Origin of the sequence: Erwinia sp. PsM31 (assembly GCF_030433775.1) — a bacterium.
GTDB lineage: Bacteria > Pseudomonadota > Gammaproteobacteria > Enterobacterales > Enterobacteriaceae > Erwinia > Erwinia aeris.
Map to the genome: position 1 here is coordinate 25,524 of NZ_JARUWZ010000019.1, position 14,338 is coordinate 39,861.

Consider the following 14,338-nt stretch of genomic DNA (forward strand, 5'->3'; position numbering starts at 1 on the left):
GGATTATGTTTGAGCTACGCGTACTCACGGGCCGCCATCAGGGAGCGGCATTGCCGGTCAGCGGCGGGCGCTGGACGCTGGGCCACAGCGAAGAGGCCGATCTGCAATTAACTGACGACGGCGTGGCTTCTCAGCACGCCGCGCTGTGTTTTGAAGACGAGCGCTGGCAGCTGCACGGCATTGAAGGCCAGGTGCGCCAGGCGGAGGGCGAGCCGCTGACGCTGCTGGATCCGCTGTCGCCCGATACGCCTTTTGCGCTGGGCGAGGTCTGGCTCTGTCTGGCGCCGGCGGAGCAGCCCTGGGAAGCGATGCGCGCGGCGCCGCTGCCCGTTGCACCTGCGGCCGTCGCCGCACCGGTTGCTGCCTCCGCGCCCGCGCCTTCGCGCCTTTTTTCTCGCGGTATTCAGGTGCTGTCGGTCAGTCTGATCCTGCTGCTGAGCTTCACGATTATCAGCTGGATCCTTCAGCCCACCGTGGCGCAGACCGCCACCACGCCTTCCAGCCGCAAAATGCTGGAAACCTTACAGGAGGTGCGGCCGCCGCTGCTGGCGATGCTGCGGGAGCGAGGCCTGACGCCGGGGGTGAAAATCGATATGGATAAAGGGCGACTGATCCTGAACGGCGAGCTGAGCAAAGAGCGGTTACAGATCCTCGACAGGATGCTGACGCGCTTTCAGGCGCAGTATAACGTGCTGCCGCAGCTGGTTAACCATACGCGACTGCGCAGCGCGAAGCTGCCTTTCCGCATCGTGCAGATCACCACTGGCAAGCGGGCTAACGTGGTGACGGACGCCGGCGAACGGCTGTTTGTCGGCGATCAGGTTGGCGATTTGCGGCTGGTGGCGATCACCTCCAGCGAAGTTGAATTCGCCGGTCGGGAACAGATAAAGGTGAACTGGTGAAGTCTGATTTTCCTCTGCTTGACGACTGGTTTGCCGCCCATCAGCAGCGGCTGGCGCGCTTCTCGCCGGTGGCTATTTACGGGCGCATCACCGGCATCAGCGGCATTCTGCTGGAAAGCAGCCTGCCGGGCGCCCGCATTGGCGATCTCTGCCAGATTGAGGGCAAAAACAACACGCGTGTGCTGGCGGAAGTGGTGGGATTCAACCCTCAGCACACGCTGCTTTCCGCCTTAGGCCAGCTGGACGGCATCGCCCAGGGCGCCCGCGTGACGCCGCTGTTTCTGCCGCACAGCATCCGCGTGTCGGAGCAGTTGCTGGGCAGCGTGCTGGACGGCTTTGGTCGCCCGATTGAAGCGGGCAGCGTCAGCGCGTTTGCGTTGCCGGGCGAAGCGGACAATGTCAAACCGGTGCTGGGCGATGCGCCGCCGCCAACGGCCCGACCCAGGATCGACACGCCGTTGCCGACCGGGATGCGCGCCATCGACGGGCTGCTGACGCTGGGCGTCGGCCAGCGCGTGGGTATTTTTGCGGGTGCAGGCTGCGGCAAAACCACGCTGCTGGCCGAACTGGCGCGCAATACGCCGTGCGACGTGATTGTGTTTGGTCTGATAGGCGAGCGCGGCCGCGAACTGCGTGAGTTTCTTGACCATGAGCTGGATAGCGAGCTGCGCAGCCGTACGGTGCTGCTGTGCGCCACGTCCGATCGCAGCAGCATGGAGCGCGCCCGCGCGGCTTTTACCGCCACCGCCATCGCCGAAGCCTTTCGCGACCAGGGCAAAAGCGTGCTGCTGATCCTGGACTCCCTGACCCGTTTTGCCCGCGCGCAGCGTGAAATCGGCCTGGCGCTCGGCGAACCGCCGGGACGTGGCGGCCTGCCGCCCTCGGTCTATACGCTGCTGCCAACCCTGCTTGAACGCGCCGGACAAACCACTACCGGCGCGATCACCGCGCTCTATTCGGTGCTGATTGAACAGGATTCAATGAACGATCCGGTCGCGGACGAGGTGCGCTCGCTGATTGACGGCCATATCGTGCTGACGCGCAAGCTGGCGGAGCGCGGTCATTATCCGGCTATTGACATTCTTGCCAGCCTCAGCCGCACCATGAGCAACGTGGTGGCGCGCCAGCAGATTAAAGAGGCGACCTCCGTGCGCCAGCTGATGGCGGCCTGGCAGCAGGTGGAAATGCTGATCCGGCTGGGCGAATACCAGCCGGGCAACGACAGCCTGACGGATGCGGCGGTAGAGGCGCAGGACGCCATCAACGGCTATCTGCAACAGGCGATGCGCGCGCCGTCCGGCTTCGAGCAGACCTGTTTTCAGCTGTCAGAGGTGAGCCGCTATGCGCCGTCACGTTAATCCGGAACCGGAGCCGGTTGCCGACGTCGCCGCCGTTGAGCTGCGGCGCACGCTGGATCTGCTGCTGCCGATCCGTCGTCAGCGGCTCAACCGCAGTGAAAGACAGCAGCGCGAGCAGGAGCAGACGCTGCGCCAGCTGGAGACGCAAACAGATCGGGCTGGCGAACAGCTGAACGAGCGGCGGCAGGGCTATCAGCAGCTGAGAGCGGGTTTCGCGGCGCAAAACTGCGGCGTGCGTCAGGCCAGCTATCTGCTGGAACGCGCCCTCGAACAGGAGCAGCAGGCGCTGAAAAAGGTGCACAGCGGACAGCTGAAGCTGCACGAACTGACCCAGGCTCAGCATGATCAGCAGCAGCGCGTCGAGGCGGCGCGTCAGGAGACGCGGCAGCGACAGCGCGATGTGGAGAAACTGGAATTTTTACTACAGCAGGAGGTAAGCGAATGATTACCCTTTCCGCACAGAGACAGGCGGCGCGGCTGCAACAGCAGCACGATCTCCAGCGCCAGACAACGGAACGCCACAGGGAGCAGCGCGGCGAAGCGCGCATCGCGCAGCGTAAAGAGAAGCCTGCCGACGACGGTGAAAAGGTTGCGCTACGCCGCGAGCCGCGCAAGCCCGCGCGTGAAGAAGATGCATTGTTCAGCGAACTGCTGGAAGAGGGCGAGAGGCCGTTTACGCCGCCGCCTTTCAGCCAGTCCGATTCTCAGCAGCAGGGCTTTGCGCAGCTGGATGAAAGCAGCGCTTACGGCGCGCCGCCCGCGATGGCGATGTGGCAGGAAATCGAAACGGATCTGCTCGCTGCCACGGAGCAGCGCCCGCCCGCTGAGATGACGCTGACGCTGCTCTTGCCGAAGCTGGGCCACGTCGACGCCCGCTTTTCCGCGCTGGCCGCAGGCGGTTGGGATATCGCCCTGCAGCTGCAGCCCGCCGCCTGGCGCGTCCTGCTGCCGCATCAGGAGCGCTGTCGTCTGTCGCTGCGTCAGCGCATGGCCTGTCAGGTACGGCTGCGTTTCGAACGACGCTCGTCGGAGCAGGAAGCATGAACAGGCTGTCGCTAAAAAAACTCAGTAAACAGGCCGCGCGGCTGCGCGGGCAAATCGGCGCGGGCTGTTTTTATCCCTGGCAGCTGGCCGGTGAACCGGGCGTGCTGCGTCTGGCGCTGGCTGACGGCTATCAGCCCGGCGAAATGAGCGTCTGGCAGTGCGAAGCGGGCACGCTGGCATTTACCGACGCGCAGGCGGTGCTGTCGCTGATGGCCGCCACGCCTACTTTTGCCCTGCCTGCGACCGCGCCGGAACAAAGCTGGTACTGGCCGTGGTGGCAAAGTCAACTTTCTGGCGAACTTCTGGCGTTGTTCGGCCACATAGCTGTAACGGAAGAAAAAGCAGCGGGCGAATTTCTGCTGGTGATGACGCTGGCATGGGGAGACAGAGAGGCGCGCAGCCTGCTGGCGCTCTCAGCCGACACCCTGTCGCGTCTTCTGAGCAAACCCGGCTGGCAGCGAGAAGCCATGCCGCTTCCGCCCGATTTACCACTGGCTTTGCCGCTGATTATCGGCGAAGTCGAGCTGTCGCCAGGCGCGCTGAAGCGCGGTGATGTGGTGCTGCCGCCGCAGCCTTTTTTTGCCCCGGACGGGCGTGGAACGATCCGTTGCGCCGGGCGTTTGCTGCACGGAGAGTTGCGGATAACGCCCGGTACGACGGCTCATTTTTATCTTAGCGAGATGGAGAACGATGACGTGACTTTGCCCCCTGACGAGTTTGAGCAGCCGATCACTCCCGATCCCCAGTGGGACGAGGGATCGACGACGGAAGCCACGGATTTCTCCGTACTGCCGCTGGCGCTGTCGGTACGCTGCGGCCAGCTGCAGCTGACGCTGGGAGAACTCTCTGCCCTCGCTCCGGGCGCGACGGTGATGATCGACAACGTGACGCCCGGCGAAGCGCTGCTCTGCCACGGCGACTATGCGGTAGCGAAAGGCGAACTGGTCGACGTGGAGGGCCGCCTTGGCCTGCAAATCACCCAGATGCTGCCGGGCCACAACCCGCTGGCGCGGTAGACGCATGGATGCTTTATCGCTGAACCCGATGACGCTGGCGCTGTTTCTTGGCGCGCTGTCGCTGGTGCCGATTTTAATGATTGTCTGCACCTGCTTTTTAAAAATCTCTATGGTGCTGATGCTGACCCGCAACGCGATGGGCGTGCAGCAGGTGCCGCCCAACATGGCGATTTACGGCATTGCGCTGGCCGCCTCGCTGTTTGTGATGGCGCCGGTTTTCAACGAAATCAGCCAGCGGGTAAAAACGGTACCGATTGACACCCAGTCCGCGGAGCGGCTCGACTATACGGTCAGCAACGGTGCGGAGCCGCTGAAGCGTTTTATGGTGAAGAATACCGACCCGGATATCTTGATCCACCTACAGGAAAACGCGCAGCGCATGTGGCCAAAAGAGATGTCGGCCACGGTATCTCACGACAGCCCGCTGCTGCTGATCCCCTCGTTTGTTTTGTCGGAGTTGCAAAACGGCTTCAAGATCGGCTTTCTGATTTTTATTCCCTTTATCGTGGTGGATCTGATCGTCTCCAACGTGCTGCTGGCGCTGGGGATGCAGATGGTGTCGCCCATGACCATTTCGCTGCCGCTGAAAATTCTGCTGTTCGTGCTGGTCAGCGGCTGGACGCGGCTGCTCGACGGCCTGTTTTACAGCTATCTGTGAGGGAAAAATGGATATCCTGACCCTTTTCCGCCAGGCGATGCTGCTGGTGGTGATCCTTTCCGCGCCGCCGCTGATCGTGGCGGTGATCGTCGGCGTCATCGTCTCGCTGCTGCAGGCGGTGATGCAGCTTCAGGATCAGACGCTGCCTTTCGCCATTAAGCTGGTGGCGGTGGGCGTCGCGCTGGCGCTGACCGGCCGCTGGATCGGCGTGGAGCTGACCGAACTCACGCAAAGCGCCTTTGCCATGATGCCTAACGTGAAGTACTAACCAGAAGTTAGCTTTATAAAAAAATAAACCCGCCGGATCGGCGGGTTGTTATTACAGGGTAAAGGACAGGTTTATTCACGCGACTGCTCTGGCAATCAGGCGCTGTAAATTTCTCTGTCAGCGACTTCATAGCCGTTATTTTGCGTGCCGCGACAGCTTCGCCGCCAGGAAACGAGGTGTTCGTAAGTGCCTGTTGCAGCTCGCCATCAACATAAATTTTACTGCCGCTGCCTTTTACCGTCGTGCCATTAATGTTGGCCGGTCATAAAAACCGGCTGATAGTCAGGAATCGATTTCCAACGGAATACGATAGTTAATACCGTTGATGCGCACGCGCAGCTTGTTGTCTTTCGGCAGTGCTTTCGTGGTCAGCACCAGCGTGCCGTCGGTATCAAAAGCGATGCCGTGCCCGCTAAGCGTACCAAAAGCAGCGGCATCAACCGGTGTCCACGGAGAGCTCAGCTTGCTGACTACCGTATCTGCCACGACCTCGCCACGCGGTGTCCACAGGAAGCACTTGCCGCCATGAAAACGGCTGTCGGTAGTGCTTTCAACCTGTACGTGAACGTAGCCGCTGTTGGCGGGCAGCTTCACATAGATGCTCACATTATTCGCATAGGGCCGGTTTAGCCGGATATCGGTTACCGGGCTCGATCCCCTGACTTCCACCGCGCCCACTGCTTTAACCGTATCGTCGCCTTTCGCCCGGCGCATACGCAGGATAGCTTCCCCGCCGCCAAAGTTATTGGTCAGATTATTAATGGCGCCGCTTGCTGCCGGGCTCTCAGAACGGGCGCCTAAAAAGCGCACGGTAACCTGATCGCTTTCGGCCGTGGTGACATAGTCGCCAACGTAAACCCATACCGGCGCTTCGGTGGTGTTGTTAAAGCGCAGATTGGAGCTGTACCAGTTAGCCGCCATGGATCCGGCCAGCGTGGTGCCAAAAGATTCTTCACGACGGTAGCCCATATCGTAACCGCCGAGATAGCGCACTACCGTGGCGTTATTACGGTTAAACGCGGCGTTTTGCAAATTGATATGGCGCAAAATAGCTTTTGTAAAGGTGATATCGGCAGGCACCGTTGCGCCTTCCATACTGAACACGTCAATGGTCCACTCGCCGTTACTGATATCCATCGGGTAGTTACATTTCTCCATCCAGCCGTTGTAGATACAGCACTGGGTGGCGCGCGGTAAATCAAAGGCCGGCGTAGTAGAGTGGCTTTCCTGTACGTTAAAGTTGCTGAGTTCGATAGCGGTAAGATGATTCCATGAATTTTGATAAGACGGACGGCCTTTCAAAATAGAGTCGTAAGTATTGCTGGTGTAAAAGCTGTTGAACTTCGTATCCAGCGTATCGATCATATTAAATACGATGCCGCCCGTTTGGCTAATATTAAGCCTGTCGCACTGATAGTACTGTCCTTCGGCGCATTTATTCGTCATAAAGCCGCGCGTATTTTTTGCTAAATCGTACTGACCATAAATTTCGAGGCAGGAAACTTCCGTGCGGCGAGCATTGGTATTAAAAACAAAACTGCCTTCATCGCCTATAAGCGTGAGCTTTGCCACAGGCGAGTAGCCGTAAGCAACGGTAGGCCCATTAATTCTCAGCATACGCAGGTAAACAGAAGAAATATTCAGGCTGGATACGGCATAATTACCTTCAGGAAAAGTAATCCAGGCTTTATATGCCTCGCCTGAATGCTTAAACGTGAAGTTATACATGGCTTTGATCGCGGCGATAGCGTCCGTTTTACCATCCGGTACGGCGCCAAAGTCGCCAATGTTTAAATCTGCCAGGTTATTGATTTGTCGACGCCAGTGGTAGGCGTTGCCGGCGGTATTGGCAATGGTGCCGCCATCGTCCGTTGCTGCCGTCAGCGAGCCGACAAACCAGCCGCCGCCGGTGCCTTTATAAATGGCCTCACCAGGGGCGGTGTGACAGCGAAGCAGCACGCTTTCGCCTTCATAGGCAGGGGCAAGCTTGCGCAGATCGTTAAAAGTGGCAACGCTTTTCGTATGTACGTCATTAACAGTAGTAGTGGGCATTTTTTTCTCCAATGAAAAAATAATTTTTAATTAACCAGGCGAGTTAACCCATTGGATATTTAATCTTAAATATCCGGTTTCATTTAATATTATGCAACCTTGTAAGGGTCTTAACTGCGCCTGTTTTCTTTTTTAACATGGGAAATTCGTTACGAATATGATTTTTTTACGATGATCGTTAATATTATTTTTCAGGGCGCGATTTACCTTTTTTTATTTTTTTTGCAAGGGGCTTGTGATGGGGGTTTTTCTTAAAATATCTTGTAAGAATAATCTTGCCCGCAATGAACGTAAGCAGGCGCTTACCATCTTTAAGTAATCCGTACATCCGTATAGCTTTTTTAGTGAACTTTCTGTGGTTTTCTGCCACTCAGCTATAAACGGCAACCCGAAAGATTTAACAATATGTGGAACAACGTCCTTTTTGATGGCTACCACTTTATCCTTGCGCTGACGCTGGCGATGGCGCGCATTTTCCCCTGCCTGCTGCTGTCGCCGGTGTTCTCGTTCAACGCCATTAAAGGCGGCCTGCGCTCCGGCATCGTGCTGGCGCTGGCGCTGTTTCCCGCACCGATGATCCAGCAGCAGCTGGCGGCGGACGATCCCTCGCTGTTTCTGCTGGCGGCGCTGGCGCTGAAAGAGGTGATTATCGGCGTGGCGATCGGCCTGCTGATGGCGATGCCGTTCTGGCTGTTCGAGTCGGTGGGCGCGTTGTTTGATAACCAGCGTGGCGCGCTGACGGGCGGCCAGCTCAACCCGCAGCTCGGGCCGGACGCCACGCCGCTCGGCTTTTTGATGCAGCAGTCGATTATCCTGCTGCTGGTAGTCGGGCTGGGCCTGTCGACCATTACGCAGATTATCTGGGATAGCTATAGCCTCTGGCCGCCGATGCAGTGGCTGCCGCTGCCGGGCGAAGCCGGGCTGAAGGTCTATCTGGAGCTGCTGGGTGGTATCTTCACGCATATGGTGCTTTACGCCGGGCCGCTGGTGGCGCTGCTGCTGCTGGTGGATTTTAGCGTCGGCATCCTCAGCATCTACAGCCCGCAGCTCCAGGCTACCGTGCTGGCGATGCCCGCCAAATGCCTGTTGGGCATGCTGTTCTTTGTGCTCTATTTGCCGATCCTGAATTACGTTGCAGGCGAGCGGCTGTTCGATTTAAAAGATCTGGTGCCGCAGCTGGCGGACATGTTTAAAGGGGTGCGCTGATGGCGGAAAAAACCGAAGACGCCACGCCCCAAAAGCTCAAGGAGTCGCGCAAAAAGGGTCAGGTCGCCCAGACGCCGGATATTCCCAAACTGCTGATTTGCGTAGGCGTGATGGAGACGATTTTCGCGCTGGTCGGCGGCGGCATGCAGCGGCTGGAGGCGATGATTATGCTGCCGCTTGCCCGCCTGAACGATCCTTTCGGCCATGCCATGCAGGAAGTGATGCTGGACGGGGTGATGGTGCTTTGCTATTTCTGCGGCATCGTCTGCGCGCTGATTTTTCTGCTGCGCATTATCGGCGGCTGGCTACAGTTCGGCCCGCTGTTTTCTACCGAGGCGCTGGCGCCAAAGTTCGACGCCATCAATCCGGTCGGCCACCTGAAGAATATGTTTTCCGGCAAACAACTGAGCACGCTGCTGACCAGCGTGCTGAAGGCGGTCGCCATCGGCGTTATTTTTTACCTGGCGATCGAACCCGACCTGGGGCCGCTGGCGCAGCTGGCCTACGGCGAGGATCTCAACGGCTTCTGGCAGGCGGTGCTGGCGCTGTTTATAAAAATCGTGCGGGAAACGCTGGCGTTGCTGCTGGTGCTGAGCGCGTTCGATTTCGGCCTGCAAAAATATTTCTTCCTCAAACAGCAGCGCATGAGCCATGACGATATCCGCAACGAGTTCAAGCAGAGCGAAGGCGATCCACACATGAAAGGGCATCGCAAATCGCTGTCGCATCAGATCCTTAACGAAGAGCCCAGGCCCAGAAGAGAAGTGGCGGTGGAAGAGGCGGATATGGTGCTGGTCAACCCTACGCACTTTGCCGTCGGGCTTTATTACCGCGCCGGTGAAACGCCGCTGCCGCGCCTGCTGTTTAAGGCGGAAGGCTTAGATGCGCAGGATATTATTGAGGAAGCCAAAAAACGGCAGATGCCGGTGATCCGTTTCGTCTGGCTGACCCGCACGCTGTTCAGAACGGTGAATGAAGGCGACTATATCCCGCGAGAAACGCTGAAGGCCGTCGCCCAGGTCTATCGCCTGCTGAAAGAGCTGGAGGATCAGCAGCTGGATGAAGTGCTGGAAATCGAAGAGTAACAGAGCGTGCAATGCCAGGGCCGCTTTACTGAGCTCGGGTGTGATGTCATTTTTAGTAAGTTCAAAGTTGGCTGATTGGATTTATATCATTAAAATCAATATATTAATGGTAAAGCTTCCATTTGAAGATGGCCGTTTACGGCTTATTTCCCGGAATACGGAAACCTTTCCGCTACGGAAACTGCTTAAGGAAATTTAGTGCCAGATAATCCGTAGCCTAAACGGGAATACGCTTTTTTATATTATACGTTTCCCCGTTTTATGTCGGGGCCTGCTGGCTACGTCATATCCGCCAGCGAATACAGCGTGCCGATCGCATCCTGCGGCACTTCGCTGCCGGTGAGTTGGAGCATCAGCAGCGGCGCGCCTTCGGGCGTAGCGGAAAGATAACAGCCTTCGTAACGGCCGGGCGCGAGAAAGCGGCGCATCAGCGCCTCACGCAGCCGGAAAGGGGAAAAAGGAGCGGGCAGCAGCTGGAGCGTCGGCACGGGTTGCGCATAAAAACGCAGCTCGTGTCCGACGGGATCGCACCAGCAGCACGCCTCACCACGCTGCCATGCAGCCAGAAAGGCGCGATGGGAATCGACGCGGATCACTGATTAACCGAAGCCTGTGAATAGTCAAAAGGCCCGTTGCGCATATCCGGCTGCCACCAGATGGTGACCGCCCGATCGTCCGACACCGGGCGGCAAGACATCTCGCTACAGCCCGCGAACTTAGGCTTTGCACAGGCGGTAAGCAGCATCGCCATCAGCAGGATCAGAACAGGTTTTTTCATTATCAGCCTCATTAGCGCGACAGCAGGCGCGTCGTTTTTACGCCGCTGGTGGACAGCGACACCGGCGCCGATTGCAGCAGCGATACGCGGCCAGGTCTGGCCGGCGCCTGCGTATCGTAAGCCACGTACACCTCGGTGGATTCGCCCGGTTGCAGGCGGGTATGCGGCCAGGCGGCCACGGCCAGCGTGCGATCGCCCCGGCAGGATGCCTCGTCAAAGCGCGCCTCTTTTCCGCTGGTGTTGGTGATCACACCTACCGAAATCTGCATCGCGTCGTTGCCGTACCACTGCTGGCGAGCGCTGGCGCGGAAGGTCAGCGGTACCGAACAGAGCGAGCCGAGCGGCAGCCCCGTCTGGCTGGGCTGTAAACCGCCCGGCTGACGGCTTTCGGCCAGATCCTGCATCGCATTTTCGATGGTGCGCTTCATGTCGCCGAACTGATGGCGTCGGTTGATATCCCGCAGCGCATCGTTAATCTGCGCGCTGTTTTGCGCATCAACGTAGCGGGAAGGATCGACCTGGTCGCCAATCAGGTGCGGCGTAATAATAAACAGCCGCTCGCGCTGAGAAGTGGTGCGGTTGTTGGAGGTAAACAGCTTGCCCAGCAGTGGAATTTTGCCGAGGATCGGCACGCGCTCTTCGTCATCGCCGCTCTGCTTGGTGTGGAAACCGCCCATCACCAGCGACCGTTTTTCCTGCACCAGTGCCTGAGTGCTGATCACGCCGTTTTCCGTACCCTGCGCGCTGCCGTCCTCGTTTTTGTCCAGCTTGCCGTCTTCCACATCCACCACCAGCTGCACGGCGGCTTTTTCCGGGTTATCACCGATTGAACGCGGCGTGACGCGCAGGCTGGTGCCCGCCGTTACTTCCCGAATGTCCGCAACCCGCTCGCCGATGGCGGTGATAAAGGCGGTATTGCTGAAGTCGATCACCGCAGGCTGGTTTTCCAGCGTCAACACCGACGGATTGGCGATAATCGACGCGGTGCCTTCGCCTTCCAGCGCCTGAATATCGGCGAAGAAGCGGTTAAAATCGGTAACGAACAGGGTACTGGCGCCGTTCAGCATCGACGCGCCGGCGGTTACGTTGCCGAACTGCCCGGACCAGTTGGTGGAAAGACGGGCCAGCTCGTTGCGGTCGATATCCACGATGACCGCATCGATTTCAATCAGCTTCTGCGGCACGTCGATCATTCTGACCAGCTCCTGATACTCCGAGCGCAGCTTTTTGTTGTCGCGCACCAGCAGCGTGTTGTTGCGTACGTCGGCGGAGACTTTCCCCTGCAGCGTTTTGCCCGGCTGCTGCTCGTTGCTGCGGCCAAGCCGGGTATTGCGGCCAATCATCTGTTCCATGATGCTGCGGCTTTCGTTCTGCATCGCCTGGTAGGGGCTGTCGCTGCCGCCGCGACCGTTCTGCGTGGTGGTGGCGCCGTTGGCCGAACCGTTGCTGTTTTGCCCCAGCAGTTCGTTAAGCATGGTGGCCACGCCGGGCACCACCAGCGTCTGGTTGCGATATTTGATAGTGCGATCCGCCACGTCAGCATATTTCAGCGGAAACGCCATCATTTGCTTGTCTTCGCTGGTTTCCGGCTCGGATTTTTTGCTGAAATCCGCAATCAGATCGACATATTTGGGCGGCCCGGTGACCAGCACCACGCCGTCGTCGGGCAGCTCGCCCCAGCCGAATCGCGGCTCCAGCAGGCCGACGCCCTGTAGCGCCTGTTTAATATCGGGCGCGGCATCCGGGCTGATCTTCAGACGACGCGAGGTCTGCTGCGACTGTGGGCTGACATAAAGCGTGTTGTTATAGACGAACCACTGAAAGCGATACTCCAGCGCCAGCCTGTTCAGAAAGGCCTCGGCATTGTCGGAGCGCAGGCGCGCGGTGACAAAGGTATCGGGCAGGCCGGTGACGTTGGCATCCACGCCGTGGCTGCTGGCGAAATCCTGCAGGATCACGCTGAGCGGCGTATTGTCAGCGGAATAGGCGTAGGCGCCTTCGCGCCATTCTTCCGGTGTAGTGGCGTAGCTGTGTGAGACAGAAAGCCCGATCGCCAAAGCCAGCAGCAAAGGGCGAAAGGGTAAAAAAGCAGACGGCGTAGGCACGCTTCTCTCCTTGTTACAGGCTCGTTGGCCGCATTAGCATCAGCAGGGTGTCCTGCCAGATTTCACATTGATTACAAAGACTTTCTAACAGCGCGACGGCGGCCTCTTTTGCGTCGCTTTTTAACCGCGCCAGCAGACAAAGCGTTTCGCGCTGCGGATGCAGGCAAAGCGCGGCGGTAAGGTCGCCGAAGTGATGCAGCGCCGGGTCGGTCAGCCGCAGCGCCCGCTGCATCAGCGCATCATTAACAGGCACAGGCAGCTGTAGCTCGGCAAAAAAAAACCAGCCGCCGGGCAGGCGCTGTAGCGTGATCGGCATCTCGTCAATCCACAGCGCCAGCTCGCCGTTGGTTTTATCCAGACAGGCTTCAATCAGATCGGCGACATCAGTTGATGGCATCAATGATGGCCTTGCGGATACCATGCTTGTACTGGGTGTACTGCGAGCTGGCCCAGTTGGCGTTGGAGACGTCGAGCATCTCGTTCTGGAAGGCGTACATATCACTGACGTTAAACGGCTGGTCCTGACTCTCTTGCGCGAACTGATACATATCTTTTTGCGCGTGCGCGACCTGACTGGTCAGGCGACGCTGGATCGAATCTTCATAGCTCATCGTTTCAGTCTCCGGTTGGGGGGTGCCATTAAGTGGCGGAGAACGCGAGCGGGTTCCGACGAGGCGAAAAAATTGTTGTGGCAGAAAAGAAGGGCGCTAGTCGGGGATCAGCGCCGCGCAAACCTGAGTCCAGCTCAGGCTCAGCTCGCCGTTGTCGGTGGTCAGCCGCAGCGTGTCGGCATCCAGCGAACTGTCGCTGACCAGCTGCCAGTCGAGCGGATGCTGCTTCAGCCAGGCGGCAGCTTCATCCTGTCGGACGGGCGCGCAGCTTAGCGTAGCGGCAGCCTGACGGCCCTGCGCCTGTTGCAGCTGCCGCAGCATGGCGGTCAGGCGGTCATCGGCGGGCAGCGCCGCCAGCAGCTGATTCATTGCCTGTTTCAGCAGCGCCTCGGCCTGGGGAATCAGCGCCTCCTGCCACTGCTGCTGCTGCTGCTGCCAGTCGGCGAAAAACTGCTCCGCCTGCGCGACAAAAGCCTGCTGTCGATCGGCAACGGCCGCGTCCGCGCGCGTTCTGGCTTCTTCCAGCAGCCGATCGGCTTCTTCTTCGGCACGGGCCAGCCGCTGCTGCGCCTGTTGTTCCGCCGTTTGCAGCAGGCTCAGCGCCTGCTGATGGTCAACCAGCGCTTCGCGGCTCAGCAGCGGCCCCGCAGGCATCGCCAGCACGGCAAGTTTTTTAGTGATCCACATGCGGCTCGGTTCCTGATTGCTGACACTGCCAGATGGCCGCGTCGTAAAGCGCCGCCAGCCTGGCGTGCGGCAGCGTTAACGTGGGATATTCTTCCAGCTGTGCGGCCCATTCAGGGGGAAAACGCAGCCGTAAACGAGGCCAGCTTTCCGGATGTAGCGCGCGCAGCAGCAGCAGGCCGCCGATGGGCCAGGGATGAAAGCAGGCGGCATCCAGCCAGCTGTCGCAGCGCAGGCCTTTGCTTAAGCGCCGACACCAGATCAAATCGCTGCCCGCCATCCCGGACGGCGTGGCCTGTGGGGCGCAGGTGGCGGCCAGCAGCGCCAGTAGACGCTGCCAGCGCTCGTCGTCGAACGCGATCAGCGCCAGCATCCGCGCTGACGGTTCCGGCGGCAGGGCGGGGGAGATGCCGAAGCTGGCCGCGACGGCCTGCGGCTGCTGCCAGCTCAATGCCTGCTGCGCCGCCGGCGGCAGAGCGAAAAAGTCGGATGTCCAGCCCGCCTCCGCCTGTTGCCACCAGCCCTGCTGCCACCAGTGCAGCCAGTCCGCGATGGAAGCCTGCTCCACGGC

Annotated in this window: 17 protein-coding genes; 9 read left to right on the forward strand and 8 right to left on the reverse strand. The window is 59.3% G+C overall.

Annotated elements, in window-relative coordinates:
* The first annotated feature begins 5 nt into the window (after positions 1 to 5).
* The 7 genes from QCD69_RS14810 to sctS are packed head-to-tail and all read left to right on the forward strand — an operon-like array spanning position 6 to position 5,246.
* Positions 6 to 902, forward strand: coding sequence for an FHA domain-containing protein (locus QCD69_RS14810; protein WP_253454956.1), 897 nt, complete (start codon positions 6 to 8; stop codon positions 900 to 902).
* Complete coding sequence (gene sctN, locus QCD69_RS14815) at positions 899 to 2,260, forward strand: type III secretion system ATPase SctN (RefSeq protein ID WP_301252569.1); 1,362 nt, start codon at positions 899 to 901, stop codon at positions 2,258 to 2,260. The genes QCD69_RS14810 and sctN overlap by 4 nt, the downstream gene beginning before the upstream one ends.
* Complete coding sequence (locus QCD69_RS14820; RefSeq protein ID WP_301252571.1) at positions 2,244 to 2,705, forward strand: type III secretion protein; 462 nt, start codon at positions 2,244 to 2,246, stop codon at positions 2,703 to 2,705. Before sctN ends, QCD69_RS14820 begins: the two co-directional genes overlap by 17 nt.
* Positions 2,702 to 3,304 (forward strand): type III secretion system HrpP C-terminal domain-containing protein, encoded by a 603-nt coding sequence (locus tag QCD69_RS14825; RefSeq protein WP_253454953.1) that lies wholly within the window; start codon positions 2,702 to 2,704, stop codon positions 3,302 to 3,304. Before QCD69_RS14820 ends, QCD69_RS14825 begins: the two co-directional genes overlap by 4 nt.
* Positions 3,301 to 4,320 carry a FliM/FliN family flagellar motor switch protein gene (locus QCD69_RS14830; protein WP_253454952.1) on the forward strand — a complete coding sequence of 340 codons (1,020 nt, stop codon included), beginning with the start codon at positions 3,301 to 3,303 and terminating at the stop codon, positions 4,318 to 4,320. Before QCD69_RS14825 ends, QCD69_RS14830 begins: the two co-directional genes overlap by 4 nt.
* A 4-nt stretch (positions 4,321 to 4,324) precedes the next feature.
* Positions 4,325 to 4,978: a type III secretion system export apparatus subunit SctR gene (gene sctR, locus QCD69_RS14835; protein ID WP_125288530.1), complete on the forward strand. Its 654-nt coding sequence runs from the start codon at positions 4,325 to 4,327 to the stop codon at positions 4,976 to 4,978.
* A gap of 7 nt (positions 4,979 to 4,985) precedes the next feature.
* Entirely contained in the window at positions 4,986 to 5,246 is a 261-nt protein-coding gene (gene sctS, locus QCD69_RS14840) for a type III secretion system export apparatus subunit SctS (protein WP_253454951.1), read from the forward strand.
* 282 nt (positions 5,247 to 5,528) lie between these two features.
* Here the strand turns inward: sctS and QCD69_RS14845 are convergent, their stop codons facing one another.
* Positions 5,529 to 7,298: a hypothetical protein gene (locus tag QCD69_RS14845; RefSeq protein WP_253454950.1), complete on the reverse strand. Its 1,770-nt coding sequence runs from the start codon at positions 7,296 to 7,298 to the stop codon at positions 5,529 to 5,531.
* A gap of 405 nt (positions 7,299 to 7,703) precedes the next feature.
* Here QCD69_RS14845 and sctT point away from each other — a divergent pair, with 405 nt between their 5' ends.
* Positions 7,704 to 8,504: a type III secretion system export apparatus subunit SctT gene (gene sctT / locus QCD69_RS14850; RefSeq protein WP_253454949.1), complete on the forward strand. Its 801-nt coding sequence runs from the start codon at positions 7,704 to 7,706 to the stop codon at positions 8,502 to 8,504.
* Complete coding sequence (sctU, locus tag QCD69_RS14855) at positions 8,504 to 9,589, forward strand: type III secretion system export apparatus subunit SctU (protein ID WP_253454948.1); 1,086 nt, start codon at positions 8,504 to 8,506, stop codon at positions 9,587 to 9,589. The genes sctT and sctU overlap by 1 nt, the downstream gene beginning before the upstream one ends.
* A gap of 278 nt (positions 9,590 to 9,867) precedes the next feature.
* On the opposite strand, the gene QCD69_RS14860 is transcribed toward sctU, so the two are convergent.
* The 7 genes from QCD69_RS14860 to QCD69_RS14890 form a co-directional block, all read right to left on the reverse strand.
* Complete coding sequence (locus tag QCD69_RS14860; protein WP_253454947.1) at positions 9,868 to 10,185, reverse strand: hypothetical protein; 318 nt, start codon at positions 10,183 to 10,185, stop codon at positions 9,868 to 9,870.
* Positions 10,182 to 10,367, reverse strand: a complete 186-nt coding sequence (gene hrpT / locus QCD69_RS14865) for an HrpT family type III secretion system protein (RefSeq protein WP_125288536.1) — start codon at positions 10,365 to 10,367, stop codon at positions 10,182 to 10,184. Before hrpT ends, QCD69_RS14860 begins: the two co-directional genes overlap by 4 nt.
* 11 nt (positions 10,368 to 10,378) lie before the next feature.
* Complete coding sequence (gene sctC, locus QCD69_RS14870) at positions 10,379 to 12,472, reverse strand: type III secretion system outer membrane ring subunit SctC (protein ID WP_301252574.1); 2,094 nt, start codon at positions 12,470 to 12,472, stop codon at positions 10,379 to 10,381.
* Positions 12,473 to 12,485: 13 nt separating this feature from the next.
* Positions 12,486 to 12,869 (reverse strand): type III secretion system chaperone, encoded by a 384-nt coding sequence (locus QCD69_RS14875; RefSeq protein ID WP_253454944.1) that lies wholly within the window; start codon positions 12,867 to 12,869, stop codon positions 12,486 to 12,488.
* On the reverse strand, positions 12,856 to 13,083 hold the full coding sequence (locus QCD69_RS14880; RefSeq protein ID WP_253454943.1) for a type III secretion protein HrpF: 228 nt from the start codon (positions 13,081 to 13,083) through the stop codon (positions 12,856 to 12,858). The genes QCD69_RS14875 and QCD69_RS14880 overlap by 14 nt, the downstream gene beginning before the upstream one ends.
* A gap of 96 nt (positions 13,084 to 13,179) precedes the next feature.
* A complete protein-coding gene (gene sctL, locus QCD69_RS14885; protein ID WP_301252576.1) occupies positions 13,180 to 13,770 on the reverse strand; it encodes a type III secretion system stator protein SctL in 591 nt (196 codons plus the stop codon).
* A complete protein-coding gene (locus QCD69_RS14890) occupies positions 13,757 to 14,335 on the reverse strand; it encodes a type III secretion protein HrpD (protein WP_253454941.1) in 579 nt (192 codons plus the stop codon). The genes sctL and QCD69_RS14890 overlap by 14 nt, the downstream gene beginning before the upstream one ends.
* Positions 14,336 to 14,338: the final 3 nt, after the last annotated feature.